22 protein-coding genes and 1 riboswitch are annotated in these 23,774 nt (G+C 74.6%); of the genes, 11 read left to right on the top strand and 11 right to left on the bottom strand.

Translation table 11 applies throughout. From position 1 onward, the window contains the following. Nucleotides 1-28: 28 nt before the first annotated feature. The 3 genes from HBO46_RS20030 to HBO46_RS20040 all read left to right on the top strand — a co-directional run bounded on the left by HBO46_RS20030 (nucleotide 29) and on the right by HBO46_RS20040 (nucleotide 2,829). Nucleotides 29-1,051, top strand: coding sequence for a sigma-70 family RNA polymerase sigma factor (locus HBO46_RS20030; RefSeq protein ID WP_166134974.1), 1,023 nt, complete (start codon nucleotides 29-31; stop codon nucleotides 1,049-1,051). Next, nucleotides 1,048-1,680, top strand: coding sequence for a maleylpyruvate isomerase N-terminal domain-containing protein (locus HBO46_RS20035; RefSeq protein WP_166134976.1), 633 nt, complete (start codon nucleotides 1,048-1,050; stop codon nucleotides 1,678-1,680). Before HBO46_RS20030 ends, HBO46_RS20035 begins: the two co-directional genes overlap by 4 nt. Nucleotides 1,681-1,788: 108 nt before the next feature. Next, nucleotides 1,789-2,829, top strand: a complete 1,041-nt coding sequence (locus HBO46_RS20040; protein WP_166134979.1) for a helix-turn-helix transcriptional regulator — start codon at nucleotides 1,789-1,791, stop codon at nucleotides 2,827-2,829. A 105-nt stretch (nucleotides 2,830-2,934) separates the two neighbouring features. Here HBO46_RS20040 and HBO46_RS20045 read toward each other — a convergent pair whose 3' ends face one another. Further along, nucleotides 2,935-3,924, bottom strand: a complete 990-nt coding sequence (locus HBO46_RS20045) for a DUF2332 domain-containing protein (RefSeq protein WP_166134982.1) — start codon at nucleotides 3,922-3,924, stop codon at nucleotides 2,935-2,937. A 90-nt stretch (nucleotides 3,925-4,014) separates the two neighbouring features. On the opposite strand from HBO46_RS20045, the gene HBO46_RS20050 reads away from it, so the two are divergent. Then, entirely contained in the window at nucleotides 4,015-4,536 is a 522-nt protein-coding gene (locus HBO46_RS20050) for an NfeD family protein (protein ID WP_166134984.1), read from the top strand. Nucleotides 4,537-4,580: 44 nt separating this feature from the next. After that, nucleotides 4,581-6,119 (top strand): flotillin family protein, encoded by a 1,539-nt coding sequence (locus HBO46_RS20055; protein WP_224769272.1) that lies wholly within the window; start codon nucleotides 4,581-4,583, stop codon nucleotides 6,117-6,119. An 84-nt stretch (nucleotides 6,120-6,203) separates the two neighbouring features. Here HBO46_RS20055 and HBO46_RS20060 read toward each other — a convergent pair whose 3' ends face one another. From HBO46_RS20060 to HBO46_RS20070, 3 genes are all read right to left on the bottom strand, one after another. Next, nucleotides 6,204-7,661, bottom strand: coding sequence for an NAD-dependent succinate-semialdehyde dehydrogenase (locus tag HBO46_RS20060; RefSeq protein WP_166134991.1), 1,458 nt, complete (start codon nucleotides 7,659-7,661; stop codon nucleotides 6,204-6,206). 215 nt (nucleotides 7,662-7,876) lie between these two features. Beyond that, on the bottom strand, nucleotides 7,877-9,799 hold the full coding sequence (locus tag HBO46_RS20065; protein ID WP_224769273.1) for a penicillin-binding transpeptidase domain-containing protein: 1,923 nt from the start codon (nucleotides 9,797-9,799) through the stop codon (nucleotides 7,877-7,879). A gap of 14 nt (nucleotides 9,800-9,813) precedes the next feature. Then, nucleotides 9,814-10,650, bottom strand: coding sequence for an SGNH/GDSL hydrolase family protein (locus HBO46_RS20070; RefSeq protein WP_207949845.1), 837 nt, complete (start codon nucleotides 10,648-10,650; stop codon nucleotides 9,814-9,816). A 185-nt stretch (nucleotides 10,651-10,835) separates the two neighbouring features. Here HBO46_RS20070 and HBO46_RS20075 point away from each other — a divergent pair, with 185 nt between their 5' ends. Next, the gene (locus HBO46_RS20075; protein WP_166134995.1) at nucleotides 10,836-11,261 is read left to right on the top strand and encodes a DoxX family protein; all 426 of its coding nucleotides are present in this window, start codon (nucleotides 10,836-10,838) and stop codon (nucleotides 11,259-11,261) included. 66 nt (nucleotides 11,262-11,327) lie between these two features. On the opposite strand, the gene HBO46_RS20080 is transcribed toward HBO46_RS20075, so the two are convergent. The 3 genes from HBO46_RS20080 to HBO46_RS20090 form a co-directional block, all read right to left on the bottom strand. Next, a complete protein-coding gene (locus HBO46_RS20080; RefSeq protein WP_166134997.1) occupies nucleotides 11,328-13,073 on the bottom strand; it encodes a DEAD/DEAH box helicase in 1,746 nt (581 codons plus the stop codon). A 112-nt stretch (nucleotides 13,074-13,185) separates the two neighbouring features. Further along, a complete protein-coding gene (gene glmS / locus HBO46_RS20085; RefSeq protein WP_166135000.1) occupies nucleotides 13,186-15,027 on the bottom strand; it encodes a glutamine--fructose-6-phosphate transaminase (isomerizing) in 1,842 nt (613 codons plus the stop codon). Nucleotides 15,028-15,072: 45 nt separating this feature from the next. Then, the gene (locus HBO46_RS20090; protein ID WP_166135003.1) at nucleotides 15,073-15,336 is read right to left on the bottom strand and encodes a hypothetical protein; all 264 of its coding nucleotides are present in this window, start codon (nucleotides 15,334-15,336) and stop codon (nucleotides 15,073-15,075) included. A gap of 163 nt (nucleotides 15,337-15,499) precedes the next feature. Here HBO46_RS20090 and HBO46_RS20095 point away from each other — a divergent pair, with 163 nt between their 5' ends. The 5 genes from HBO46_RS20095 to HBO46_RS20115 all read left to right on the top strand — a co-directional run bounded on the left by HBO46_RS20095 (nucleotide 15,500) and on the right by HBO46_RS20115 (nucleotide 18,856). Then, complete coding sequence (locus tag HBO46_RS20095; RefSeq protein WP_166135006.1) at nucleotides 15,500-15,661, top strand: hypothetical protein; 162 nt, start codon at nucleotides 15,500-15,502, stop codon at nucleotides 15,659-15,661. A 154-nt stretch (nucleotides 15,662-15,815) separates the two neighbouring features. Continuing rightward, nucleotides 15,816-16,424: a YceI family protein gene (locus tag HBO46_RS20100; protein ID WP_166135009.1), complete on the top strand. Its 609-nt coding sequence runs from the start codon at nucleotides 15,816-15,818 to the stop codon at nucleotides 16,422-16,424. Nucleotides 16,425-16,499: 75 nt separating this feature from the next. Further along, nucleotides 16,500-17,438 (top strand): GNAT family N-acetyltransferase, encoded by a 939-nt coding sequence (locus tag HBO46_RS20105; RefSeq protein ID WP_166135012.1) that lies wholly within the window; start codon nucleotides 16,500-16,502, stop codon nucleotides 17,436-17,438. Between the two features lie 60 nt (nucleotides 17,439-17,498). Next, complete coding sequence (locus tag HBO46_RS20110; protein ID WP_166135015.1) at nucleotides 17,499-18,458, top strand: LLM class flavin-dependent oxidoreductase; 960 nt, start codon at nucleotides 17,499-17,501, stop codon at nucleotides 18,456-18,458. A gap of 7 nt (nucleotides 18,459-18,465) precedes the next feature. Continuing rightward, nucleotides 18,466-18,531: riboswitch (guanidine-III (ykkC-III) riboswitch) on the top strand. Between the two features lie 10 nt (nucleotides 18,532-18,541). Next, the gene (locus HBO46_RS20115; RefSeq protein WP_166135018.1) at nucleotides 18,542-18,856 is read left to right on the top strand and encodes a DMT family transporter; all 315 of its coding nucleotides are present in this window, start codon (nucleotides 18,542-18,544) and stop codon (nucleotides 18,854-18,856) included. A 107-nt stretch (nucleotides 18,857-18,963) separates the two neighbouring features. Here the strand turns inward: HBO46_RS20115 and HBO46_RS20120 are convergent, their stop codons facing one another. Genes HBO46_RS20120 through HBO46_RS20135 form a run of 4 tightly spaced genes read right to left on the bottom strand, consistent with a single transcriptional unit; the run spans nucleotide 18,964 to nucleotide 23,772 of the window. Further along, complete coding sequence (locus tag HBO46_RS20120) at nucleotides 18,964-19,575, bottom strand: hypothetical protein (RefSeq protein ID WP_166135021.1); 612 nt, start codon at nucleotides 19,573-19,575, stop codon at nucleotides 18,964-18,966. Beyond that, nucleotides 19,572-22,112 (bottom strand): ATP-dependent helicase HrpB, encoded by a 2,541-nt coding sequence (gene hrpB / locus HBO46_RS20125; RefSeq protein WP_166135023.1) that lies wholly within the window; start codon nucleotides 22,110-22,112, stop codon nucleotides 19,572-19,574. The genes HBO46_RS20120 and hrpB overlap by 4 nt, the downstream gene beginning before the upstream one ends. 29 nt (nucleotides 22,113-22,141) lie before the next feature. Then, entirely contained in the window at nucleotides 22,142-23,362 is a 1,221-nt protein-coding gene (locus HBO46_RS20130) for an acyl-CoA dehydrogenase family protein (protein WP_166135026.1), read from the bottom strand. Then, nucleotides 23,359-23,772 (bottom strand): DUF1707 SHOCT-like domain-containing protein, encoded by a 414-nt coding sequence (locus HBO46_RS20135; RefSeq protein ID WP_224769522.1) that lies wholly within the window; start codon nucleotides 23,770-23,772, stop codon nucleotides 23,359-23,361. The genes HBO46_RS20130 and HBO46_RS20135 overlap by 4 nt, the downstream gene beginning before the upstream one ends. Nucleotides 23,773-23,774: the final 2 nt, after the last annotated feature.

Genomic DNA, 23,774 nt, shown 5'->3' on the forward strand with positions numbered 1-23,774 from the left:
GACACACTGGTGGACGAAGGGATCACCCATGACCGAGTGGACGGCGACGCAGGTGACCGAACGGCAGACGACCGAGCTGGACGACTTCCAGGCTCTCACCGAGCGCTACCAGCGCGAGCTGCTGGCGCACTGCTACCGGATGAGCGGCTCGGTCCACGAGGCCGAGGACCTGGTCCAGGAGACCTTCCTGCGCGCCTGGAAGGCGTCCGCGGACTTCCAGGGACGCTCCTCGGTGCGCACCTGGCTCTACCGCATCGCCACCAACGTCTGCCTCACCAACCTCGAGGGCCGGCCGCGGCGCCCCCTGCCGGCCGCCCTCGGCACCGCCGACCAGATGGGCGGCGACGCCCTCGAGCAGGACCACGACGTCGCCTGGTTGCAGCCCGTCCCGGACGCCGCGGTCCTGGTCACCGAGCGCGACTCCATCCGGCTCGCCTTCGTCGCCGCGCTCCAGCACCTCCCCGCACGTCAGCGGGCCGTACTGATCCTGCGCGACGTGCTGCGCTGGTCGGCGGCCGAGGTGGCCGACGCCCTCGACACCACCACGGCGGCGGTGAACTCCGCCCTCCAGCGCGCGCACGCACAGGTCAAGAGCCGGGGCCTGACCGAGGACTCGGTCCACGAGGACCTCACCCCCGCCCAGCACCAGCTGCTGGACCGCTACGTCGACGCGTTCTGGCGCAAGGACATCGACACCATCGTCACCCTGCTGACCAGCGAGGCCGTCTGGGAGATGCCGCCGTTCCTCAACTGGTACGTCGGCCCGGAGAGCATCGGCTCGCTGATCGCCCGCAACTGCCCCGGTGGCCTCAACGACATGCCGATGCTGCGCACCTCCGCCAACGGCCAGCCGGCCTTCGGGCTCTACATGCGCACCGGCGAGCTCGGCTTCGTGCCGTTCCAGCTCCAGGTCCTCGAGCTCGAGGACGACCGGGTGCGCCACGTGCGGGCGTTCTTCGACGTCTCGCTGTTCGCCAAGTTCGGTCTTCCCGACCGGCTGCCCGCCGACTATCGCCCCCGGGACCACCCGCTCGGCGTGGTCGTGCGGTGAGGACCGGGCTCGACGCGGGCGTCGAGCTGCTGGAGCGATCGCTCGCCTACGCCTGCGGCGTGCTCGCCGAGGTCTCCGAGGCCGACCTGTCCCGCCGGACGCCGTGCGCGGGCTGGGACCTGGACCGGCTGCTCGCCCATCTCGAGGACGGTCTCGACGCCTTCGAGGAGGCCGCCTCCGGATCCGTGGCCACCCAGCCGGTCGCCGGGTCCTCGCAGCGGGTCGACGACCTGCGCCGCAAGGCCACCGCCGTGCTCGGCGCGTGGGTCTGCACCCCCGCCGCGCTGCCGACGCGGGTCCGGCTGGGGGACGCCGAGCTCGACACCGCGCTGCTGCTCAAGACCGCGGCGCTCGAGGTCGCGGTGCACACCCACGACGTGGCGGTCACCCTGGCCGCATCACGTGGCTCAGCGACTGGTGCAGGGACTGATTCAGGGACCGGTTGGCCGGTCGGCTCCACCAGTTCCCCCCGGGTGCGGGCACTGCCCGAGGACCTCGCCCGCGGGCTGCTCGCCGTCGCCCACGAGGTGGTCCATCCCGACGACCGGCCCGCCCGGTTCGCCGCCCCGCGCGACGTCCCGGACGACCCGACGTACGCCGAGCGGCTGCTCGGCTACCTGGGCCGCTGACCCGGCGCGGTCGCCACCACCGCTACCGCGCCCGTCCCGGATGTCGTCGGGAGGACAATCGGGGCGAAATCGCCACCCCTCGGGGTGAGAGGTCTCTAGCCTTCACCCATGACCACACCCGAGCGCTCGCCTTCCACGGCGGCCGCCCCCGTGGACCCCGACGTGGCGGCGGCCCTGCGCCACCTCTACGCCGGGCGCGTCGGTGAGTCGCTGCGCCTGCTCGAGCAGCCGCCGACCGCCCCCCGCGGCCGGGCCGACCGGGTGCTGGCCACCGCCTGCACGATCGAGGCGCGCCTCGCCCGCGGCGAGCTCGCGGTGGCGATGCGCGCCGGACGCGACCTGGACGCCGAGCTGGACTCCTCCGCCGACGACCCCACTGGCGACCCCGCCGACGACCCCGTCGCCGCGGTGGCACACCACAGCCGCGGCGAGCTCGCCGCCGCACTGGGCGACACCGAGGACGCCCTCGCGCACCAGCTCCGCAGCGGACGGCTGCTCGCCGGCACCCGGCCCACCCCGCAGGGACCACACCTGCTGCCCTGGCGCGGCAGCGCCGCCCTCGCCCTGGTCCGCCTCGGCCGCGGCCGTGAGGGCCTGCGGCTGGCCACCGAGTGGGCCGATGTCGCCGCCGCCTCGGACTCGGCCACCGCCCGCGCCCACGCGCTGCGGACCCTGGCCGTCGTCGGGCCCGGACACGACCGCACCGAGCGGCTGCACCAGGCCCGCGCCCTGCTCGGCGCGCACTCCGCGCCGCGGCTGGCCGCCCAGATCGACACCGACCTCGCCGCGCTGCTGCTGCTCCAGCACGCCGCCCCGACGCCCGAGGGCCGCCGGGCCGTCCAGATGCTCCGCGAGATCGAGGAGTACGCCGGCCGCGAGGAGCTGCATCCCCTCCAGGCACGGGTGCGCGACCTGCTGCAGCGCGCCGGCGAGGCCCCGCGCCGCCACCACCGCGAGGCGCTCGCGATGCTGACCCACACCGAGCAGCGCATCGCCCGGCTGGCCGCCGACGGTCTCACCAACCGCGAGATCGCCGCCCGGATGACGGTCACGGTGAAGGTGGTCGAGCGGCACCTCTCGCAGGTGTACCGCAAGCTGGAGATCGGCTCCCGGACCCGGCTGCCGGCGGCGTTCGGGCTCGCCGTCTGAGGTGCCCGGGTGTTGTCGTTTGGTCCCCAACGACAACTTTCCGGGGCGGATCGCTGTCGTCCGTGACCAATCGTGGCCCCCGCCGCGCGACCGGCGGGGCACGCGTCAGCCGCCGGCGACCCAGCGCATCGAGCTGCCGTGGCCGTGAGTCCAGGCAACCGCGCGGCCGTCGACGCCGGTGACGAACGTCGAGTGGTCCTCGGGCACCGCCGGGCCGGTCTCGGTGACGCGGGGCAGCACCCGCTTGCCCTCGTTGCTGACCCAGTGGCAGGTGCCGTCGGCCACCAGCCCGGTCATCAGGTCGTGGAAGCGCTCGCGGTCGGCGGGCTCGAGGTAGGCGATCACCGCGCTGTGGATGACCACCACCGGACCGTGCGAGGCGGCGACCTCGATCAGCTCCGGCAGGCCGGTGAGCAGGTCCCCGCGGACCAGGTGGGGCGGCTCGGCGCGGGCGATCTTGATGGCCTGGCGCAGCCGCTCGCGGCGCTCGTCCTGCTCGGGCCAGACCAGGTTCTCCAACCACGCCATCGCGTCCTCGTCGGTGACGTCACCGGGGTTGAGGTCCAGCCCACCGCGCCAGGCGACGCGCGGCAACCGGTCCGGCAGCGGCGGGTTGCCGGCGCGCACCGCACAGGACAGCCGCGGCTCCTCGCCGAGCAGCACGGTCCCCGCGTCGGTCTCCCAGGCGTAGCCCCACCGGTCGGGGTAGAGGCACAGCCCCGCGCTGGCACCGACCTCGAGCAGGCTGATCGGCGCGGTCAGCCCGAGCGAGACGATCGCGGGCAGCAGGGTCGCCATCCGCCCGGCCTCGTTGGTCTGGGTCGAGCGCCGGAGGATCGTCGCCCGGATGGTCCCCTCATCGCCGAGGAGCGCCGCGCGGAGCGCGTCGTACGGCCCGGGTGCGGGTACGCCGTGCCACCGGGCCGCGGCGAAGACCAGGTTGGGCTGCTGCTTGATCGCCGGCAGGGTGCCCAGCCAGGCCAGCACCTCCTGGTCCTCGGCGACCGCTGCCGCCCACGCGCTGAAGCAGGGTGAGTCGCCGGCGTCGGAGGCGAAGAGCGCGTACTGCTCGGCCGGGTCGGTGAAGGGCTCCATTGCCGCATCATGGCCCACCGAGCCCGCCGATGAGGCTAGGGTTTGGCTTCCGGCTGTCTCGGTTGACGGCCACGGGGGGAGACGCAGGAGATGACGCCGTTCCTGATCATCGGGATCGTCGGGCTGGCGCTGCTCGCAGTCTCCCTGCTCTTCGGCGACGTCCTCGACGGCGTGGGTGACGGACTCCTCGGCGGCCTCGGCGGCGACCTGTTCTCGACGGCGGTGATCGGCGCGTTCATCTCCGCCTTCGGCTTCGGCACCGCGGCGGTCGACGGCGCCGACGGCCCGCTCGCCGTCGCCGTGCCGGTGGGCGTCGGCGCGGGCGTGCTCTTCGCCTGGTTCGCGGCCCGGCTGACCAACCTGGTCCGCGGCGGCGGCAGCGACGCCACCCTGCAGACCGACGACGCCATCGGCCGCGACGGCACCGTCACCACCGAGATCCCCGCCGACGGCCTCGGCACCGTGCGGGTCCTGGTCGGCGGCCACGTGCTGCGCCTCAACGCGCGCGCCACCGAGCAGATCCCCTCGGGCACCGCCATCCACGTGACCGGCGTGCTGTCCCCCACCGCTGTCACGGTCGCGCCCGTGTGGCCCCTCGACCCCCCGGACTGATCCCTCTCCCGCGCCGCGGGACACCTCCCTCGGAAAGGACCCACGTGCCAGACTCCGCACTCGTTCCCATCGTTGGCCTGATCGCCCTCGTCGTCCTCCTCGTCCTGCTGGTCACCAGCCGCTACAAGGTGGCCGGCCCCAACGAGGCGTTCATCGTCACCGGCCGCAAGGGCAAGGCGGTGATCAACCCCGAGACCGGCGCGCTGACCACCGACCTCTCCGGGCAGAAGGTCATCCTCGGCGGTGGCACGTTCGTCATCCCGTTCGTGCAGAAGCTCGGCACCCTCGACCTCTCCAGCCGCCGCATCTCGGTGCAGATCCGCGGCGCCGTCTCCGGGCAGGGCATCAAGCTCAACGTCGAGGGCGTCGCGATCGTCAAGGTCGGCGGCAACGCCGACCAGATCCGGCTCGCCGCCCAGCGCTTCCTCTCCCAGCAGGCCGACATCGAGCCGTTCACCCAGGAGGTGCTCGCCGGCGCGCTGCGCTCGATCGTCGGCGGTCTCACCGTCGAGCAGATCATCCGCGACCGCGGCGCCTTCGCCCAGCGCGTCGCCGACGAGTCGGAGAACTCCCTCACCGGCCAGGGCCTGATCCTCGACACCTTCCAGATCCAGGACGTCACCGACGACGGCAGCTACCTCGCCGACCTCGGCCGCCCCGAGGCCGCCCGGATCGGCCAGACCGCGGCGATCGCCGAGGCCAACGCCCGCCAGGCCGCCGAGCAGGCGCGGATCAAGGCCGAGGAGGAGATCGCGATCTCCCAGCGCACGCTGGCGCTGAAGCAGGCCGAGATCAAGGCCGAGACCGACGCCGCCTCCGCCACCGCGGCGGCCGCCGGGCCGCTCGCCCAGGCCGAGCGGGACCAGGCGATCTTCGCCGAGCAGGAGAAGGTCGCCGTCCAGCAGGCCGCGCTGACCGAGCGCCAGCTCGAGACCGAGGTCCGCAAGCCCGCCGACGCCGCGCGCTACCGCGTGGAGCAGGAGGCCGAGGCCCAGCGCAGCGCCGAGATCGCCGCCGCCGAGGCCCGCAAGGCCGCCTCGATCGCCGCCGCCCAGGCCAAGGCCGAGGAGGCGCGCCTGACCGGTGAGGCCGAGCGCTCGCGCCGGGCCGCACTGGCCGACGCCGAGGCGATCGAGGGCGCCAAGCGCGGCGAGGCCGAGAAGGCCCGTCGTACGGCGGAGGCCGACGCGCTGCGCGCCGAGGGCGAGGCCAAGGCCGCCGCGACCCTGGCGATCGGCCAGGCCGAGGCGGAGGCGATGGACAAGCGCGCCGAGGCGTTCGCCCACTACAACGACGCCGCGGTGCTGCAGATGCTCATCGAGGTGCTGCCGCAGGTGGCCCGCGAGGTCGCCGCCCCGATCGGCGCGATCGACCAGCTGACGGTGGTCTCCACCGACGGCGCGGCCGCGCTCCCGCGCCAGGTCACCGACAACGTCGTGCAGACGATGTCGATGCTGAAGACCACGACCGGGCTCGACCTCGAGGCGCTGATCAAGCGTGCCGTCGAGGGCGCGGTGCCCTCCGCGACCCCCGCGCCGCGCAACGGCGTCAACGGCGAGGACCAGCTGGCCACGCGCGACTGACCGCGCCCGACGCACGACAGGGCGCACGACACGACGCACGACAGGACGGGTGGGTGGCCGACGGCCGCCCACCCGTCCTCGCGTTCAGTCGGCGGGCAGCGCGACGTAGGTGGTCTCGAGGTACTCCTCGATCCCCTCGAACCCGCCCTCGCGCCCGAACCCGCTCGCCTTCACCCCACCGAAGGGCGCAGCCGGGTTGGACAACAGGCCGGTGTTGACCCCGACCATCCCGAAGTCGAGCGCCTCGGCCATCCGGATCGTGCGGGACAGGTCGCGGGTGTAGACGTAGGAGGCCAGGCCGTACTCGGTGTCGTTGGCGCGGCGCACCGCCTCCTCCTCGGTCTCGAAGGTGCTGATCGGCGCGACCGGACCGAAGACCTCCTCGCGCGCCAGCGCCGCGTCGTGCGGTACGCCGAGGAGCACGGTCGGCGGGTAGAAGTAGCCGGCGCCCTCGGGCACGCTCCCGCGGCCGGCGACCTCGGCCCCGTCTGCCACCGCAGCGTCCACCAGGCCGGCGACCGAGGCCACCGCCGCCTCGTCGATGAGCGGGCCCACCTCGACCCCGTCGTCCTGGCCGCGGCCGACCCGCAACGCGGCCATCCGCTCGCCGAGGCGGCGACCGAACTCGGCGGCCACCGAGGAGTGCACGAGGAACCGGTTGGCGGCGGTGCAGGCCTCGCCCATGTTGCGCATCTTGGCCACCATCGCCCCGTCCACGGCCGCGTCGAGGTCGGCGTCCTCGAAGACCAGGAACGGGGCGTTGCCGCCGAGCTCCATGCTCAGACGCTGCAGGTGGTCGGCGGACTGGCGCACCAGCGTGCGCCCGACCGGCGTGGACCCGGTGAAGCTCACCTTGCGCAGCCGCGGGTCGTCCTGGAGGGTCTCGCTGACCTCGCGCGAGCGGGTGGTGGTCACGACGTTGAGCACGCCCGCCGGCAGCCCGACCTCCTCGAGCACCGCGGCCAGGGCCAGCATCGTCAGCGGGGTCTGCTGGGCCGGCTTGACGACCATCGTGCAGCCCGCGGCGACGGCGGGGGCGATCTTGCGGGTGCCCATCGCGAGCGGGAAGTTCCACGGCGTGATGAACAGGCAGGGGCCGACCGGCTTCTTCATGGTCAGCAGCCGGCTGCCGCCGGCCGGGGCGGGCATCCAGCGTCCGTGGATGCGGACCGCCTCCTCGGAGAACCAGCGCAGGAACTCGTTGCCGTAGCCCACCTCCCCGCGCGCCTCGGCGAGCGGCTTGCCCATCTCCAGGCTCATCAGGTGGGCGAAGTCGTCGGTGCGCGCGGCCACCAGCTCGAAGGCGCGCCGCAGGATCTCCCCGCGCTCGCGCGGCGGGGTGCGGGCCCAGTCGTGCTGGGCGGCGACTGCCGCATCGAGCGCGGCCACCGCGTCGGCGGGGTCGGCGTCGGCCACATCGGTGAGCACCGAGGCATCGGCGGGGTCGAGGACGTCGAAGCGGCGATCACCGGTCGCCGGTCGCCACCCGCCGGCGACGAAGAGGTTGCGGTGGTCGGGTCCGAGGAGGTCGAGTCCGCTCATGTCGCGATCCTGCCACCCCGCACCCACGCCGGTCCGCGCGCCGATGTGACCGACGCCCCAAAACTCTGGGGATCTCGTGGGATCCGCTGACACGGACGAGCGGGCCGTGCCAACATTCGGGTGTCGATTTCGGAGGGAGCACCCTGAACTCGACATGGACCCCTCGCCGACCCCATGCGGTGAGGGGTCCTCTTATTTCCCGGGCTCCCGGGCCCTCAGCGCGCGGCGCTGAGGACGCGGCGCAGGACCGGTCCGGCGGTGCCGGAGCCCGAGCCCCCACGCTCGACGAGGACGGCGACGGCGAGGTCGCCCTGGGCCGCCACCATCCAGGCGTGGGTGTCCACCGCGCCGCTCGCGCCGTACTCCGCGGTGCCGGTCTTGGCGATCACGGGCGGGCCGGGCAGGTCGCCCAGCAGCCGGCCGGTGCCCTCGGTCACCACCGCTCGCAGCATCGCCCGCAGCTGCCGGGCCTCGGCGCCGGTGAGCGGGGCGATATCCTGCGGCGCCTCCACCTCGACCTGCTCGACCAGTCGCGGGACCACGGTCGACCCGGCCTGCACCGAGCCGATGACCGCCGCCATCGCCATCGGGGAGGCCAGCACGGTGCCCTGGCCGATCAGGTCGGCGGCGGCCTCCGTCTCGGTGGCGGGCGGCTTCACGCTGCCGAAGTACGCCGGGAAGCCGAGGTCGTGGTCGACCCCGAGGCCGAGCGAGGCCGCGGCGGCGGCGAGGTCGTCCTCACCCAGCCGGTCGCGGGCCTCGATGAAGGCGGTGTTGCACGACTGGGCGACCGCCTCGCGCAGCGTGATCCGGCCGAGAGCGGCGTCGGGATAGCCGGAGTAGTTGCCGAACCGCTTGCCGTCCACGGTGGTCGACGGCGGGCACGAGACCGGGGAGTCAGGGCGGAGACCGGCGCGCAGCAGCGCCAGGCTGCTGGCGATCTTGAAGGTGGAGCCCGGGGCGTACTGGCCGTAGGTCGCAACGTTGTAGCCGTCGGTGCCCGGGCCGTTGGCGGCGGCGAGGACGGCGCCGTCGCTGGGGCGCAGCGCCACCACCGCGCTGGCCGGGCCGATGTCGGACAGCGCCGCCTCGGCCGCCGCCTGCAGCTCGAGGTCGAGGGTGAGCGCGAGGTCCTCGCCGTCGACCGCGTCGACCCGGAAGAGCTCGCGCTCGTCGTCCCCGCCGGAGGGGTCGTCGGAGACCGCGGCGACCACCACGCCCGGCGTGCCGCGCAGCTGCTCGTCGTAGCGCGCCTGGAGCCCGGAGATCCCGGCCACGTCGCCGGCGCGGTAGCGATCGGGGTCTTCCTCGACCATCTCCGCGGTCACCGGCCCCACCGTGCCGAGGATCGGTGCCGCGAACTCACGGCTCGGCGCCAGCGCCAGCTCGTCCTGGACGCCCAGCACCCCCTCGATGTCGGGATAGGCGCGCGCCACCGCCGGCGGCACCTCGTCACGGCGCAGGGTGATCGCCTCCACGAAGGCCAGCTCGCCGGCCGAGCGCACCTGCCGGGCGTACGCCGCGGCGTCGATGCCGACCAGCGCCGCGAGCCGGCGTGCCGCGGCCACCGCCTGCGCCCGGGTGACCCGGGACCTGTCCACACCGAGGCGCAGCACCGGACGCTCGGTGACCAGGGCGAGACCGCGGGCGCCGAGGATGTCCCCCCGCGCCGGCGTGACGGTGGTGGCGTCGAGGAGCTCATCGTCCTCGAGCGAGCCCTCGACCACCGTCGAGTCCCAGAGCGGCCGCCAGCCCTCACCGGAGCGCTCCAGGGCGACCTCGGTGGTGTAGCTCCACGGCTCCGGCGCCAGCGGCCAGCTCCAGGCGAGGGTCGCGGTCGCCCCCGGGTCGCCGTCGGTGCCGGTGTCGCGCTGGACGTCCTCGACGGTGACCTCGGGCTCGACCTCGCCGAGCCGCGCGACGATCTCGGGGTACGCCGTGGCGGCCTCGGCGGCGCCCGGCCCGCCCAGCTCCAGCCCCTTGAGGTCGCCGTCCGCCAGCGCCTGCGCCAGCTCCTCCGCGGCCGGGCGCGGGTCCGGGCCGTCGTCGCCGTCCTCGGTGCAGGCGGCGAGGGAGCCGGCGAGGGCCAGGGCGAGCGCGGCAGCACCGGCACGTGCCGGGATCCGGAGGGGAGGCATGGAGTGATCATCCATCACCCGCCGGCCCGCAGGCGGGCGCCCACCAGCGGCGTGTAGCCGGCGCGGTGACCGGCCCGGTTGGGGTGGTAGCTCTCGCGCAGCGGCCGCGACAGCCCGTTGATCCACTCGACGTCGTCACACACGGCGTGCCCGGTGAAGGCGGCGCTGGGATCGGCGAACCCGAAGCCCTCGGCGCTCGCCGCGGTGCGCAACGCGGCGTTGAGCGCGCGCTGGGTGTCGGCGAGACGGCGCTGCTCGGCGGGTGAGAACCAGGTGGCGAGGTTGCAGTCCTCGCCCATGAAGAGCCGCGGATAGCCGACCACGACCACCACCGCGCCCGGTGCGCGGGCCTCGATGCGGCGCATCAGCCGGGCGAGGCGGCGGGGCAGCCGGTCGCGGACCACGGCGTCGGCCCCGTCGACCGCCCGGCCGCAGTCGCTCACCCACCGCGGCAGCGCGCACTCGGTGAGCACCGAGGTGAACCGGGCGTCGTTGCCGCCCACCCCCACGCTCACGTAGTCGGCCCCGACGAGCGCCGCGAGCTGGTGGCGGCGCACCTGCCGCACGGTGGCACCCGCGCACGCCTCGAAGCGCAGCCGCCAGCCCTCCGCGACCGCGACGCGGTGCGGATAGGCGCGCGTCGAGCGCAGGCAGCCCGACCCGTCCGCGAGGTAGTCGCGGGTGCCGACGCCGGAGGAGTAGGAGTCGCCGAGCGCGACGTACACGGGCGGTGCGTCGCGACCCGCCGGCTCCGCCGAGGCGCTCGGCGGGCCGGCCGCGAGGGGAAGGGCGAGGACGGACATCAGGACGGCCAGCAGCAGGCCGAGGGCCAGGGCGGGAGAGCGGGGCACGACGACCTCCGGGGGCTCGGGCGGCCGCTGGCGCGGCCGCCACCCCAGACCACCACCGGCCGCCGGCTCGGGGCAGGGTCCTTCGCCGGGCCTGGGGAGACGGGTGTCCCGGGTCCCCCGGTGGAGGAGAGGTGGCCCCGGCCGGCGGTCCAGCCCGGTTTGGCACCCTCTGCCTAGGTTGGGCCATGGCCTCCCTCACCGACGCGCCGCCCACCTCGCTGCCGCGCACCGTCGCCCGCCGCCTGCTCGGCGCGATCCTCCTCTTCGCCGGCGTCAGCCACCTGACGTTCGCCCGCGAGGAGTTCAGCGCCCAGGTGCCCGACTGGTTCCCCGTCGGCGACGACCCCGTCGTCCTGGTGTCGGGCATCGCCGAGATCAGCCTCGGCGCCGCGCTGGTCGCCTGGACCCGGGGCCGGATCCCGACCGGGCTGCTCGCCGCGGCGTTCTTCATCGCGATCTTCCCGGGCAACATCGCGCAGTACGTCGAGGGGACCGACGCCTTCGGCCTGGACAGCGACCGCAAGCGCTTCGTCAGGCTCTTCTTCCAGCCGCTCCTCGTCGTCTGGGCACTCTGGTCCACCGCCGCGTGGCGGGACCGGCCGCGCGGCTGAGGGCCGGACGCACAACAGGGCCCACCGGAGATCCGGTGGGCCCTGCTGGGTGCGGCGCGGGTGGGCTCAGCCCTTGTGACGCGGCTTGCGGTACCGCTCGGCGTCGGAGGAGTCCTCGCGACGCGGCGAGGCGCTGCGACGCGGCCCGTTGTCCTTGGTCAGCTCGATGAGCTTGCCGGAGATCCGGGTGTTGCTCAGCGCCTCGAAGACCTCGTCGGGGAGGTCGGCGGGCAGCTCGACCAGCGAGAAGTCCGGACGGATCGCAATGTTGCCGAAGTCCTGACGACGCAGGCCGCCCTCGTTGGCGATCGCGCCGACGATCTGGCGCGGCTCGACCTTGTGGCGCTTGCCGACGCTGATGCGGTACGTCGCGAGCGGGACGTCGCTGCCCCGCGAGCTGCGCTGGCCGCGGGTGGCGGAGCGCTCGGGACGCTCGCGCTCCTCGCCGCGCGGCTCGCGGATCGGGCGCTCGGCGGCCGGGTCGAGCAGCAGCGGCTCGTCACCCTGGGCGACGACGGCGAGCGCGGCGGCCACGTCGGCCTCCGGCACGTCGTGGTTGCGCACGTAGTGGGCCACGATGTCGCGGAACGTGTCGATCCGCTCGGTCTGCGCCAGCGCGGCCGTGATCTGGTCGTCGAAGCGGGACAGACGCGTGTTGTTGACGTCCTCCGCGCTCGGCAGGTGCATCTGGGTGAGCGGCTGGCGGGTGGCCTTCTCGATGTGCTTGAGCAGGTAGCGCTCGCGCGGGGTGATGAAGGAGATGGCGTCGCCGGTGCGACCCGCACGGCCGGTGCGGCCGATGCGGTGCACGTAGGACTCGGTGTCGGTGGGGATGTCGTAGTTGACGACGTGGCTGATCCGGTCGACGTCGAGACCACGGGCGGCGACGTCGGTGGCGACCAGGATGTCGAGCTTGCCCGACTTGAGCTGGTTGACCGTGCGCTCACGCACCGCCTGGTTGACGTCACCGTTGATCGCGGCGGCGCTGAAGCCGCGGGCGCGCAGCTTCTCGGCGAGCGTCTCGGTCTCGTTCTTGGTGCGGACGAAGACGATCATGCCCTCGAAGTTCTCGACCTCGAGGATGCGCGTGAGGGCGTCGACCTTCTGCGGGTAGCTCACCGTCAGGTAGCGCTGGGTGATGTTGGAGGCGGTCCCCGTCTTGGCCTTGACGGTGATCTCCTGCGGGTCGTTCAGGTACTTCTTGGAGATCCGGCGGATCTGCGCGGGCATCGTCGCGGAGAACAGCGCGACGTTCTTGTCCGCAGGGGTGCCGGCGAGGATCGTCTCGACGTCCTCGGCGAAGCCCATGTTGAGCATCTCGTCGGCCTCGTCGAGGACGAGGAAGCGCAGCTCGGAGAGGTCGAGGGTGCCCTTGTCGAGGTGGTCCATGATGCGACCCGGCGTGCCGACGACGATGTGCACCCCGCGACGCAGCGCGGAGAGCTGGACGCCGTAGCCCTGGCCGCCGTACACGGGCAGCACGTGGACGCCCTTGAGGTGGGCGGCGTAGCGCTCGAAGGCCTCGCAGACCTGGAGCGCGAGCTCACGGGTCGGGGCCAGCACGAGCGCCTGCGGCGTCTTCTGCTTGATGTCCAGGCGGGACAGGATCGGCAGCGCGAACGCGGCGGTCTTGCCGGTGCCGGTCTGGGCCAGGCCGACGACGTCGCGCCCGGCGAGGAGCGGCGGGATCGTCTGGGCCTGGATCGCTGAGGGGGTTTCGTAGCCGACATCACGCAGCGCCTTGAGAACGGCGTCGTCGAGGCCGAGCTCTGCGAAGGTCGGGGTCTCTGACACGGTTTCTTCGGTGCTCACCCGTCCACGGTAGTGGGCCGCGCCACCCAGGTCCGATTCCGGGGTGTGGAGTGATTCGTCACGCTGACGCGGAAGACGGCTCGCCGATGCCGGACGGACCGTGGCCGGACCGTCACTCCACCGTGACCGACTTGGCCAGGTTGCGGGGCTTGTCGACGTCGAGGCCCAGGTGCGTCGCCGCGTGGTAGGCCAGCAGCTGGAGCGGGATGGTGAGCAGCGCCGGGTCCAGCTCGCGCTCGGTGCGGGGCACGTCAATGCGCGCGACGTCGGCCTCGGCCTCCAGTCCCCCGAGGTCGACCCCGGGGTGGGTGAGGACGACCAGCGGGCCGCCGCGGGCGGCGATCTCGTGCAGGGCGCCGACGTTGCGGTCGACCAGCTCGTCGTGGGGCACGATCGCGATGGTCGGCACCGCGGGCGAGATCAGCGCGAGCGGGCCGTGCTTGAGCTCGGAGGTCTGGTAGGCCTCCGCGTGGCGGTAGCTGATCTCCTTGAACTTCTGCGCGCCCTCGCGCGCGACCGGATAGCCGCGCACCCGTCCCACGAAGAAGAGGCTCTCGGCCTCGGCCAGCCTCTGCGCGAGCGGGATCAGCTCCTTCTCCTGGTCGAGCACCTGCTGGATCTGGGCGGGCAGCGCCTGCAGCGCGGTGATCAATCGGCGACCGTCGGCGACCGACAGGTCGCGCACCCGACCGAGCTGGAGCGCCAGGAGCGCGCAGCCCAGGAACATCGTGGTGAGCGCCTTGGTCGAGGCGACCGCCACCTCGGGCCCGGCGTGCAGGTAGATGCCGCCGTCGCACTCCCGCGCGATCGCGCTGCCGACCACGTTGACCAGCCCGACCACGCGACCGCCCTTGCGGCGTACCTCCTGCACCGCCAGCAGGGTGTCCACGGTCTCCCCGGACTGGCTGATCGCGACGTAGAGGGTGTCGGGCTCGATGACGGGATTGCGGTAGCGGAACTCGCTGGCGGCCTCGGCGTCGGCCGGGATCCGGGCCAGCTCCTCGATCAGGGTGGCGCCCATCTGGCCGACGTAGTGCGCCGACCCGCAGCCGAGCAGCTTGACCCGGCGTACGGCGCGGATCTCGCGGGCGTCCAGCCCGAGCCCGCCGAGGTGGGCGGTGCCGAACCGGTCGTCGAGACGTCCGCTCAGCATCCGCTCACAGGCGGCCGGCTGCTCGAGGATCTCCTTGAGCATGTAGGAGTCGCAGTCGCCGGCATCGAAGGCGTCGGCGTCGATGTCGAGGTGGGTGGGTCGGGTGGCGGTGGCGGTGAGGTCCTGGCGGTACGTCGCGAACCCGCCGGCGGTCAGCGTGGCCATCTCGCCCTCCTCGAGGTGGGCCACGGTGGTCGTGTACCGCACCAGCGCCGCGAGGTCGGAGGCGACGTGCATCTCCTTGTCGCCCACACCGATGATCAGCGGGCTGCCGTTGCGGGCCACCACGATCCGGTCGGGGAAGTCGGCGTGCAGGACCGCGATGCCGTAGGTGCCCTCGACCGCCGACAGCGCCTCGGCGACCTTGGCCTCGAGGGTGTCGGCCCCGGAGCGGCCGATGAGGTGGGCCAGCACCTCGGTGTCGGTGTCGGAGGTGAACTCGACGCCGGCGTCGACCAGGCCGGCGCGCAGCCCGGCGGCGTTGTCGATGATCCCGTTGTGCACCACCGCGACCTTGCCGGTCTCGTCGGTGTGGGGGTGGGCGTTGGCGTCGGTGGCGGGACCGTGGGTGGCCCAGCGGGTGTGGCCGATCCCGACCTTGCCGGCGAAGCGCTTCGGCAGCGCGTCGGCGAGATCGCGGACCCGCCCGGCGCGCTTGACGATGCGCGGGCTGCTGCCGGCGGTCGGGGGCAGGACCGCGACCCCGGCGGAGTCGTAGCCCCGGTGCTCGAGTCTGGCCAGGCCCTCGAGCAGCAGCGGGGCCGCCTGCTGGGTGCCGATGGAACCGACGATTCCGCACATGGGGACGTGCCTTTCTGAACGGACGAACGAATGGGGGACGGGGGCTCAGCCGTAGACGATCCGGCGCAGCTGGCGCTCGGTGAGCGCGGGCGCGGCGACGACGCGAGCCTCCAGCTCGGCGGCGAGCGTCGCGAAGATCTGCTCGTTGCGGGCGCCTGCGGCGCGCAGCTCGGCGTGCCGGCGGCGTACCAGCTCCTCGACGGGCTCGGCGTAGTAGGACACGACGTCCTCGACGACCCGGCGCGCCTCGGCGGTGCTCAGACCGGTCGTCCTCGCAATGTGGGCCACGAGGGCGACATCAACCGGCACGACCTCCACGATGCACCGCAACGGCCGTTTCGACAAGATTTTTGCCCGAGATCGGGCAGAAATCACACGGAACCAACGCGTGGCGCGCTTTCTGTGCCTGGTCCGATCCTGGGCGGCGCGATCGGGTAACCTAGGTGAACAGAAGATGAACAGGAGGTGTCAGATGCCCGACACACGACGCACCGCAAGCACGCCCGACCAGCCGATGATGCGCTGGGTGAGCGTGGTGGACCGCGACGGCCGGGCTCGCCTCGAGGCCCGCTGGACGCCCGCCGCCCACAGCTCCTCGCCGGCCGCCCAGGCCGCCGCAGACCTGGCCGCCTGAGACCTGGCTCCACCTGCCGACAGGGCCGCGACCCCAGGGGTCGCGGCCCTGTCGCATGCTGCACCGGGATCGGATCGAGGTCTCGGGAATGAATCGCGGCGTGGTGCGTTACGGTGATTGAAAGTTCAACTCACCACCTCCGAAAGCAGCCACCATGAGCATCTTCAGCCGCAAGCCCGCCACCGAGATCGACACCGACGTCTTCGACGCCCCGACCACCGCGGTCGACGACCTCACCGGCTCCTACACGATCGACCCGAGCCACAGCCGCATCGGCTTCAGCGCGCGCCACGCCATGGTGACCACCGTGCGCGGCTCCTTCCGCGACTTCGCCGGCACCGCGACCATCGACGCCGCCAACCCGGCCGCGTCCTCGGTGAGCCTGACCATCAAGACCGCCTCGATCGACACCGGCAGCGCCGACCGCGACGGTCACCTGGTCTCCGCGGACTTCTTCGACGCCGAGGCCAACCCCGAGATCACCTTCGTCTCCACCGCGGTGGAGAAGGTCGACGAGGACACCTGGGCGATCACCGGCGACCTGAGCATCGCCGGCACCACGAAGTCCCTGACCATCGCCTTCGACGAGACCGGCTCCGCACAGGACCCGTTCGGCAACCTCCGTGCCGGCTTCGAGGGCGCGACCGCCATCAACCGCAAGGACTGGGGTCTGACCTGGAACGCCGCGCTCGAGACCGGCGGCCTGCTGGTCTCGGAGAAGATCAAGCTCGAGTTCGACATCTCGGCGATCAAGAACGCCTGACCCAGCACTCCTCCCGACGGGGCCTCCACGGAAAACCGGAGGCCCCGTCGGCGATTTCCTGCTGCACTCGGTCCCATGAGCGCGACCACCGTCCCGGGCCCGGCCGACGGCGGCAGCCCGTCCGCTCCGTTGCCCGTCCCGCTGACCAGTCGCCCGCTCACCATGGCCGACTCGCGTGCGGTCTTCGAGCTGATGGCCGCCCAGGAGCTGGCCGACGTGGGCGAGGTCGTGATCGAGGAGGCCGACCTGGTCGCCGACTGGCAGCGGCCCTCGCACGACCTCGCGGCGTCCTCGGTCGCCGTGCTCGACGGCGAGCGGATGGTGGGGTACGCCGAGGCCGACGGCGAGCGCGGCGACGCGGCGGTCCACCCCGACCACCGCGGCCGCGGCATCGGCACCTGGCTGGCGCACCGCATGCAGGACCTCGCCCGCGCCCAGGGCGCTCGCCGTGTCGGCATGCCGGTGCCCGAGGGCTCGCCCGGGGACCGGCTGCTCGCCTCGCTGGGCTACGGCGTGCGCTGGACCAGCTGGGTGCTCCAGCTGCCGCCCGGGGCCCGGGTGCCGGAGCGACCGCTGCCGCCGGGCCACCGGGTGCGGAGCGCCCGCGAGGACGAGCGGCGCGCCTGCTGGACGCTGCTGGAGGACGCCTTCCTGGAGTGGGCCGCGCGGGAGCGGGAGTCCTTCGCGGACTGGACCGCACGGGTCACCGAGCGACCGGGCTTCGCGCCGTGGCACCTGCGGGTCGTCGTGGACGCCGAGGACCGGCTGCTGGGCTGCGCCGTGGTCCTGCTCGCCGGCGACTGCGGCTACATCGACCGGCTCGCCACCCGTCGCGACCAGCGCGGCCGGGGGCTCGCCCAGGCGCTGCTGGTCGACGCGTTCGCCGAGGCCCGGGCGCACGGCGCGACCCGCTCGGAGCTGGCCACCGACTCCCGCACCGGCGCGCTCGGGCTCTACGAGCGGGTCGGCATGGTGGTCACTTCCACCTGGCTGCACCGCGCGATCGGGCTCTGAGGTCGAGCTGAGCCTGGCGAACCTCCCGCTTCGCGAGGCCCGGTCTGCTTGGGTGGGGCGATGGCCAGCTTCGTCGCCCGCTACGACCTGCGCGCCCCCGGCGCCACACCCGCCGAGCGTCACGAGCTCTACACCCGCGCGGTCGAGCAGGCGGCGTACGCCGACGCCCACGGCCTGGACGCGCTGATGGTCTCCGAGCACCACGTCGCCGAGGACGGCTACCTGCCGAGCCCGCTGCTGCTCGCCAGCGCGTTCGCGGCGGTCACCCGGCGGCTGCCGATCTCGGTCACCGCGCTGCTGGTCAACCTCTACGAGCCGGTGCGCCTTGCCGAGGACCTCGCGGTGCTGGACCACCTCAGCGGCGGGCGGGTCAGCTACACCGTCGGGCTGGGCTACCGCGAGGTCGAGTACGCCGCGCACGGGCGCGACTGGGCCACCCGCGGGCCCGACCTGGAGGCCCGCCTCGTCGAGCTGCTGCGGCTGTGGCGCGAGGGCGTGACCACCCCAGGCCCGTTCTCCGACCCGCACCCGGTGCTGTTCTACGGCGGCGGCACCCCGGTCGCGGCGCGGCGCGCGGCCCGGCTCGGCCTGCACTTCCAGCCCCAGCACGCCGACCCCGCGCTGCGCGAGACCTACGAGACCGCCTGCCGGGAGGCCGGCCGCGAGCCCGGGATGGTGCTCACCACGCCCCGCAGCGGACCGGCGAACGTCTTCTGCGCCCCGGACCCCGAGGAGTTCTGGGAGCGCTGGGGCCACCACCTGCTCGCCGACGCCACGTCGTACCAGGAATGGCACGGCGCGGCTGCCTCGCACGTGCTGGACGCCTCGCGGACGGTGGAGGAGATGCGCGCCGCGGGGGTCTACCTGGTGCTCACCCCCGAGGACCTCGTCGAGCGGGTGCGGGCGCGCGAGGTGCGGCTGGTGACCAGCCACCCCGCGTGCGGCGGGCTGCCGGCCGAGCCGTCCTGGACCAGCCTGCGCCTGATCTGCGAGACGGTGCTGCCGGCGGTGCGCGGGTAGCATCGGCGCCGAGCCGCGGGCGCGGCTCCCGGACGAGGGGACCCGTACCCGGCCAGCGACAAGACGGGCCATGGAGGTCTCTCATGTCCTGGCTCGTGCTCGTCCTCTCCGGTGGCCTCGAGGCCGTGTGGGCGCTCGCCCTCGGCCGCAGCGAGGGGTTCACCCGCGTGGCGCCGACCGCCGTCTTCGCCGTCGCCGTCACCGCCAGCATGGCCGGGCTCGCCTGGGCGATGCGCACCATCCCCACCGGCACGGCGTACGCCGTCTGGGTCGGCATCGGCGCCACCCTCACCGTCGCGTGGTCGATGGCCACCGGCGCCGAGGAGGCCTCGGTGATCAAGGTCCTGCTCCTCGCCGGGATCGTGGGCTGCGTGATCGGGCTGAAGGTCGTGAGCTGAGTGGCGCCGGGGGGGGGGGGCGTCCCGGGGGTTGCGCGTAACTGCGCGATTGCTGGGAAGAACACCGCCCCCGGCCACCCGGCCCGGGCGACCCGGGCGGAGCGCGCTCAGCCGAGGACGGTGGTGACCACGTCGGTCACCGCCGGGCGCCGGGGCGTGGAGGAGAAGCCGAAGCGCGGCGACGGGTCGACCGGGGCGAGGGCGCCGAGGTCCGCGCCCTGCCAGGTCCCGCTCGCGGAGAGGATCCGGCGCACCCCGGTGGCGCCGTAGTACTCCCGGCGTCCGCCGCCGGCGCTGCCGCGGGTGCGTACGCCGCGCAGCAGCACCCGGGCCACCGGGTCGGTCAGCGCGCACCACGCCGGGGCGGTGGCCAGCCGCCGCGGCACCAGCGCCAGCAGCCGGCCCAGCAGCGTCGGCCCGCCGACGGCGAGGTCGAGCTCGAGGCTCGGCGAGCGCACCTGCCACCGCGACCCGGTCCCAGCCCCGGTGACCTCGACCGTGAACGCCTCGACCCGCACCTCGTCGAAGGAGTACGTCGCCGCGATGAAGTCCGCCACCTCCGGGCGCGGCGCGAGCAGCACCCGGTGGCCGGTGGCGGTCTCGACCATCGCGTCCGAGAACGCCCCCATCGGGGTGTCGTGCCAGTGCCCGACGACGATCCGGGTGCCGCCGGTGGTGCCGACCCCGGCGATCCGGCCGACGAAGCGCCGGCGGCTCATCGGGGCTGCCCCCGTCGCGCCGTGCGCGCGGTCGGCTGCGCGGTGAGCGGGTCCTCGGGCCAGGAGTGCTTGGGGTAGCGACCGCGCAGCTCGCCGCGCACCTGCGGGTAGGCCTGGGCCCAGAACGACGTCAGGTCGGCGGTCACCGCGACCGGGCGCCGGGCCGGGGACAGCAGGTGCAGCAGCAGCGGCACCCGGCCGTCGGCCACGGTGGGCGCGGCCCGCCAGCCGAAGACCTCCTGCAGGCGCACCGCGAGCACCGGCTGGTCGCCGGAGTAGTCGATGCGCACCGTCGAGCCGCTGGGCACCGCGACCCGCTCGGGGGCGAGCTCGTCGAGGCGTCCCGCCTCGGGCCAGGGAAGCAGTCGGCGCAGCGCGGTCACCAGGTCGACGCGGCGCAGGTCGCGACCGCCGCGCAGCCCGGCCAGCTCGGGCCCCAGCCAGCTCTCGACGGAGGCCGACAGCGCCTCGTCGGAGACGTCCGGCCACGGGTCGCCGAGCGCGCGGTGCAGGAACGCCAGCCGCGCCCGCAGCGCCGTGGCGGCCTCCGACCACGGCAGCAGCGCGAGCCCTTCGCGGCGCAGCGCCTCGCCCACGGCCGCCGCCACCAGCTCGGGGGCGGGGTCGGGCAGCGGCACCGAGGCGAGCTCGATCGCGCCGAGCCGCGTCGTACGACGGGCGACCACGCGCCCCTCGCGCCAGGTGACCTCGTCGCGCTCGTGCCACAGCGACGGCGCGGCCTCCAGGGCCAGGTCCTCGCTCAGTGGTGCGGCCGCGCGCACGGTGGCGTCGCGCTGGCCGGGGCGGCGCTCGGCGTCGGCGACCACCAGCCACGGCAGCCCGGCGAGCGCACCCTGACCGGGCGCGAGCACGGCGCCGGTCCCGGACGCCATCAGGTACGACGTGGTCTCGCGGCGCCGCCGCGCGATCCGGTCCGGGTGCGCCAGGGCCACCACGAGGCCCACGGCCAGGTCATCGGTGAGCGGGTCGCCCGCCGCACCGTCCGGGGCGCGCGGCACGGCGTCGAGCAGCCGCCGCACCTGGGTGCGCCACGCGCCCGCCGCCGGGCCGCCGCGGCGCATCGCCCGCAGCGCCGCGACCAGGTCGCCGTCGGGCACCCGGACGTCCTCGGCCAGCAGCGCGACCACCTCGGCGGCACGGCGCGCGCCGACCGGTCCGGCGCCGTCGAGCAGCGCCCGGGCCAGGCGCGGGTCGGCGCCCACCCGCGCGATCTCGCGGCCGCGCGCGGTCACCGCACCGTGCTCGTCCACGGCACCGAGCGACGTCAGGGTGGCCCGGGCGGAGGCGAGCGCCGGGGCCGGCGGCGGGTCGAGGAGCGCGAGACCGGCGCCGTCCGGGCTGCCCCACACGGCCAGCTCGAGGGCGAACGCGGTCAGGTCGGCGGTGGCGATCTCGGGCGCCGGGTGCGGGTCGAGGTGGGTGTGCTCGACCTCCGACCAGCAGCGGTACGCCGCACCCGGGGCCTCGCGCCCGGCCCGCCCGGCGCGCTGCTCGGCGGCGGCCCGGCTGACCGGCACCGTCACCAGCCCCGCGAGCGCCCGGCGGTGGTCGGTGTGCGGGCGGCGGGTGAGGCCGGCATCGACGACCACCCGCACCCCGGGCACCGTCAGCGACGACTCGGCCACCGAGGTGGAGACCACCACCCGGCGGCGCGGGCCGGCGGTGAGCGCGAGGTCCTGCTCCGCGGTCGGCAGCCGCCCGTGCAGCGGGCGCACGTCGGCCGCCACCCCGCCGAGCCGGCGCACCACCCCGGACACCTCGCCGACACCCGGCAGGAAGACCAGGACGTCGCCGGCCTGCTCGGCCAGGGCCCGCCGCGTGGTCGCCGCGACGTGGTCGAGGAAGGCAGGCGTCACGCCCCGCTCGTCGAGGCGTCGTACGCCGGGGGGCGGCGGGCACCAGTGCTGCGCGACGGGGTGCAGCGCGCCGGGCACCCCCACGACCGGCACCGGGCCGGCCCCCTCGGGGCCGTCCGGTCCGCCCAGCACGCCCGCGGTGCGCGCGGCCTCCACGGTCGCCGACATCGCGACCACCGCCAGGTCGGGGCGCAGGTGGGCGCGCACGTCGACCAGCAGCGCGAGGGTGAGGTCGACGTCGAGCTGGCGCTCGTGGACCTCGTCGAGGACCACCGCGGCCACGCCGGGCAGCTCCGGGTCTCGCTGGAGGCGGCGCAGCAGCACCCCGGTGGTCACCACCTCGATCCGGGTCGCCGGGCCGACCTGGCGCTCGCCGCGCACGGCGTACCCGACGGTGCCGCCGACCGGCTCGCCGAGCAGCTGGGCCAGACGTCGGGCGGCGGCGCGCGCGGCGATCCGGCGCGGCTGGGTGACCACGACCCGCCCGTCCCGGCCGAGGGCGACCGCGGGCGGCACCAGCGTGGTCTTGCCGGTCCCGGGCGGCGCGTGCAGCACCGCGGCGCCCCGGGTCGCGAGCGCCTCGGCCAGCGGTGCCAGCCCGGCCGCGACCGGCAGGTCGGGCGGCGCGGCCAGCAGCCGCTCGATCGGGTCGGAGCTCACCCCTGAAGTCTGCCCACCCTGCGGTGGGGTCAGCGGATCGGGGCGCCGGAGATCGCGCGGGCGATCACCAGGCGCTGGATCTCCGAGGTGCCCTCGAAGACGGTGTAGATCTTGGCGTCGCGCGACCACCGCTCGACGGGGTACTCGCGGGTGTAGCCGTTGCCGCCGAGCACCTGCATGGCCTGGGTGGTCACCTTCACCGCCGTCTCGCCGGCCACCAGCTTCGACATCGACCCCTCGGCCGCCTCGAAGGTCTTGCCCTGCGCCGCCATCCACGCCGCGCGCCAGACCAGCAGCCGGCTGGCGTCGATCGAGGTGCGCATGTCGGCGAGGGCGAACGCGATCGCCTGGTTCTCGATGATCGGGCGCCCGAACTGCTCGCGGGTGCGGGCGTAGTCCAGCGCCACCTCGTAGGCCGCGCGCGCGATGCCGATCGCCTGCGCCCCGACGGCGGGGCGGGTGCGCTCGAAGGTCGCCATCGAGGCGTTGCCGCGCGCGCCGCCACCCTCGCGGGCCCGGGCCAGGCGGGCGTCGAGGCGCTCCTTGCCGCCGAGCAGGCAGCGCCCGGGCACCCGGACCCGGTCCAGGACGACCTCGGCGGTGTGCGAGGCGCGGATGCCGTGCTTGTGGAACTTCTGGCCCTGGCTGAGCCCGGGGGTGCCCCGCGGCACCAGGAAGCTCGCCTGCCCGCGGGTGCGCAGGTCGGGGTCGACCACCGCGGTGACCACGTGGACGTCGGCGATGCCGCCGTTGGTCGCCCAGGTCTTGGTGCCGGTGATCACCCACTCATCGCTCGCCTCGTCGTACGTCGCGCGCGTGCGCATCGCCCCGACGTCACTGCCGGCGTCGGGCTCGGAGGAGCAGAACGCCGCGATCCGCAGGTCGCCCGGGGTGCCGAACATCTGCGGGGCCCACTCGCCGACCTGCTCGGGGGTGCCGTTGGAGCTGAGCGCCGCCGCGGCCAGTGCGCTGCCCACGATGGACAGCCCGATGCCGGCGTCGCCCCAGAACAGCTCCTCCATCGCGACCGGGAACCCCAGGCCGCTCGGGTCGAAGGACTGGGTGGCGAAGAAGTCGAGGGAGTACAGCCCGATCTTGGCGGCCTCCTCGAGCACCGGCCAGGGGAACTCCTCGCGCTCGTCCCACTCCGCAGCGGCCGGGCGCACGACTGCGGCGGCGAAGTCGTGCACCCACGCCCGCAGCTCGACGTGGTCGGGAGAGAGGTCGAAGGACGGCGAGGTCGAGGTCACATCGAGGAGCGTAGTGACGGCGGCTGCCCCGCGCGGCCGGGTCCACGACGGCGCCGGGCGATCACGAACGCCACCGCCAGCGCGGCGAGGCCCAGCAGCACCGGCGCCCGGAGCACCAGCGCGAGGGCCAGGAGCACCAGCACGAGGGGCAGGGCCCGCGGGCCGCGGTGGCCGCGCGCCTCGCACCCGGCGGGCACCGCGCCGCCCGGCGCCGGGCCGGCACCGGCCTCGGGGGCGGGCAGGTCGGTGAAGACCGGAGCCAGCTCGCCCTGGGTGCGCGCCGCCCAGATGCGCTCCAGGCGCTCGGCGTGCTCGTCGGCGTCGAGGCGCCCCTCGACGTAGTGCGCGGCCAGTGCGTCCGCCGCACGCTGCCGCTCGGCGTCGCCGATGCGCAGGCGGGCGGCCTCCATGG

The sequence above is a fragment of the Nocardioides ochotonae genome (assembly GCF_011420305.2).
GTDB classification, from domain to species: domain Bacteria; phylum Actinomycetota; class Actinomycetes; order Propionibacteriales; family Nocardioidaceae; genus Nocardioides; species Nocardioides ochotonae.